This is a genomic window from Thermofilaceae archaeon, from assembly GCA_038731975.1.
GTDB lineage: Archaea > Thermoproteota > Thermoprotei > Thermofilales > Thermofilaceae > JANXEW01.
This window is the reverse complement of the sequence record JAVYQJ010000068.1, coordinates 1-3,383: the sequence shown is the minus strand read 5'-3', so window position 1 is coordinate 3,383 and position 3,383 is coordinate 1. Positions and strand designations below refer to the sequence as shown.

At 59.1% G+C, this 3,383-nt stretch carries 4 protein-coding genes; 1 reads left to right on the top strand and 3 read right to left on the bottom strand.

The window, feature by feature from the left end; all coding sequences use genetic code 11:
• The 3 genes from QXF46_09460 to QXF46_09450 form a co-directional block, all read right to left on the bottom strand.
• The coding region (locus QXF46_09460; protein ID MEM0227088.1) for an MFS transporter at positions 1-1,193 on the bottom strand (1,193 nt) is incomplete at its 3' end.
• Between the two features lie 80 nt (positions 1,194-1,273).
• On the bottom strand, positions 1,274-1,744 hold the full coding sequence (locus QXF46_09455) for a ferritin (protein MEM0227087.1): 471 nt from the start codon (positions 1,742-1,744) through the stop codon (positions 1,274-1,276).
• Positions 1,745-1,797: 53 nt separating this feature from the next.
• Positions 1,798-2,889 carry a glutaredoxin domain-containing protein gene (locus QXF46_09450; protein MEM0227086.1) on the bottom strand — a complete coding sequence of 364 codons (1,092 nt, stop codon included), beginning with the start codon at positions 2,887-2,889 and terminating at the stop codon, positions 1,798-1,800.
• A 108-nt stretch (positions 2,890-2,997) separates the two neighbouring features.
• On the opposite strand from QXF46_09450, the gene QXF46_09445 reads away from it, so the two are divergent.
• Positions 2,998-3,383: hypothetical protein (locus tag QXF46_09445; GenBank protein ID MEM0227085.1), on the top strand; the 386-nt coding region annotated here is incomplete at its 3' end.

Here is a 3,383-nt window from a genome sequence, read left to right as displayed (position 1 = left end):
AGCGTGAAGAACGCGAAGCATAGCAGCCAAGTGGATACTCCGATCCAGAGTATCGCTTCGCCCAAGCTCCACCTTGCAGCTAGGTATCCCGCGATAGCGGGGGCGAAGCTGCTCCCAATGTTCTCGAAGAAGGCTTGGAAGGAGGCCGCGCTAGAGCGCAGCTCTGGCTCCACAATGTCGCCCCACATCGCTGAAACCTGGGGTCCGGCCTGCGGTATCACGAAGGCTGTCGCGATGCCGAAGATGAAGAACTCCCACTCCGATCTGGCCCTCATCGTCAGGAGGATCAGCACGGCTGAGAGGAAGACGATGATGGCCCCGTAGATCGCCCTCCCCCGGATCGTCCTCCTGTACAGAGCGTCCCCCATATACCCTGCGAATAGGTTTCCGGCGGCCATCATTACCAACCAGGCGACCATCGTTACCATGATGGCTTCAGGGCTCATGCCGCGCTCGTTCTGCATGTAAGTTATGATCCAGTACGTTATCGCGGCCCACGGGAACACGCCCCAAAAGCCCTGAAGGTAGAGGAGCAGGAGGGACTTATTCCTAGTCAGCTTCACCAAGTCTGAAACTTTAGCCTTAAAGACGTCCTTTGACAGCAAGCCCTTAAGCTCCGGCTCGCTGCTCCCGCGCGGCACGTCCCTCACGAACAAGTAGAGCAGGAGACCGGTGACGATGCCGATCGAGCCGGTGATGTAAAACGCGTACCTCCAGGAAAGGCCGGCTGAGACGAGGCTAAGGGAGAGAACGGTGCCTAGAATGGCGCCGAGAGGGCCTGTCGTGTTGAGGATGCCCATGGCTCTGGCCCGACGCTCGGGCTCAAAGTAGTCGAGGACAAGGCTCGACATGCCCGGTGGAGCGGCGTCATTGACAGCCGTTGAGAGACGGGTTGCGAAGAACTCCGCGAACGACCTTGATAGTGCGTTGATGAGCGAGGTGAAACCCCAGACGACTGCAGCCAAGCTGACGAGGAGCCGCCTCGAGTACCTGTCGTAGAGGAAGCCCCAAACGGGGTAGAGGATCGCTGCTATGAAGCCCGTCAAGGAGAAGACGAGGCCCAGCTCGAAGTACTCCACGTGAAAGTCCTCCATCACTTGCGGCGCGACAGCTGATATCACGAAGCGGTCGGCTTGATGGAATAGGAGGAACAGCACGAAGATGGCTAGAACCAGCGCTCTATGCTTCGCCACGGCTCGGGTCCTATAACAGCGATAAAAAGAGTGTCGCCGTAAGAACAGCTAACAGAAAAAGGGTTTACCGTAAAGGTTGTTCACTTCCTTTCAGCTAGCATTCTATCGAGCGCGAGGAGGCCGGCAGGGTGGTCTTTCACGAGCTTTACTCTTGCCAGTAGTTCGCTGGCGTTCTTCTCCTCTTCCACCTGTTCGTCAACGAACCACTTGAGGAAGCTTTCTGCAGCTTTATCGCCAGCCTGCCTCGCCAAATCCACCATCCTCCAAATCCTCTTCGTGTTCTCGACTTCAGCGTTGAGGAAGTCCTCAGCCGCCTCCAGCACGCTGGCCCACCTTGTCTTCGGCTTCGGGATCTCCTGCAGCTCAACGCTCCAACCCCGATCCACCATGAAGCGGTAGAACTTCATCGCGTGCTCAAGCTCCTCACGAGCTTGCACCGTGAAGTAGTGGGCAAAACCGGGTAGCGTAACGCTTTCGAAGTAGGCGGCCATCGATAGGTAAAGGTAAGCGTTCCTCAGCTCCTGGTTCAACTGCCTATTAAAATCGTTCACCAACTCGAGTTGACTCATACTATCAAAAACCTTATGCCCTCGGCAATTTAAACTTATCCTTCGCTGCCCCCCTCACTCGCCGTTTTTACCGCCTTTGCCCTCCCCCTTAGCAACATAACTGCTACAGCAGTTATGGCGGCAGCGCCCACCGCTACGGACAGCTCGCGTAGGCCGATGCCGTACCCCCCGATGGTTAAGATAATGTCCAGTGTCAGAGCTACCTCCGCGGCCTCCCCCTCGACAACTCTGGCTTCGATCGTGGACGATTTGCCAGCCTTTGAGGCGGAGAGAGCGTAGCTCCCCGCGGGTAGATCGGCTGTGATGGAGCCGTCGCTTCCCGTTTCCCCGACAAGCTCCACCCTACCTCTAATGAGGCTAACGCTAGCCTGGGGCAGCGGCCTGTTGAGGAGGTCTTGAACCCTGATGGTGAGCCTGCCAACACCCCCCACCGTCACGCTTGAACCCGGTCTCGCCGATACGGTCCTGTTAATGGGGAGGCCCATCCAGTACAGGACGGTAATGTTGGCTTCACCGCAGGCCAGCTGAACGCGGCCGAGAGAGTCCGAAGTGCCGCGGTACTGCACGCCCCCGGGGCACGCGACCAGCACGTCTGCGGATGCCAACGGCGTCCCGAAGGGCGTCAGCAGCCTCGCTTCCCCTTGCAGCACGGCGCCAGGAAGCAGGATGACGGCGGGCGGGGGAGCTCTCCGGGTGACAGTTGCGTTTAGTGTCTTGATGAGGCGGCTATCCGTGATCCAGGTTTCATTCCCCCTCGCGGTGGAGAGGAGTAGGCCGGTGGCGTTGACGGCTACACTGAGGAGGCGGAGGAGCTCCGCGGCATCCCTATCCCCCACCACGGCCAGCCTGGCTGTACCGTTCACGATGAAGACCGTGAAGGGTACGTAGTACGTGCCCCCGACCAGCGCGCTGTACAAACTCATGTACTCCTCCGTGTCGGTTCGGTTCTCGTTCACGTCCACGAAGGTTAGGGGGATTCCCATCCTCGTCAGGGTCTCCTTGAGGTGGAGGCAGTGGGGGCATGTGCTCATACCGTACTCAACGGCGCAGACGCTGATCGGTGTCGCGACGGCTGCACCTGCAGAAGCTAAGATTAGCAGCAGCGCCGCGATGACTTTGAAGCCCACATCAATCCAGCGTTCACAGCAGCTTTAAGCCTAACTAACCACCCTCCCGGGAATCGCCGTGCACGCTGGGGCAAGCGATTTTTATCGCAGCACTCCTTTGCTGATCGCGTGCAGCCGAGGGAGAGGTGCATTCGAGCCATTGAGCACGAGGTCCCCGACCGTGTGCCTCTCGACTTCAACTGCCGGCCTGAACCGCTTGCGGAGCTCCTGAAAACCACCGGTTGCGAGAGCTTTGAGCGGCTCCTAAGGGCGTTGAACATCGATGTGCGAGGCACCGGCTGCGCCCTCAAGGGGGGTTTCAAGCCCCCCGCAACAGCTAAGCCTGCAAGGGAGTGGGTTTACGGTCCAACGTGGGTCGTTGGTAGGGAGGGCGAGTTTGAGGTCGCTGTGAACATCTGGGGTGTTGAAGTCATCTTCTCCCCCCGCGCCTACACGTACACGTACCGTAGGCACCCGCTCCAGAGGGTCGAGCTGGAGGAGTACCCGTGGCCGGA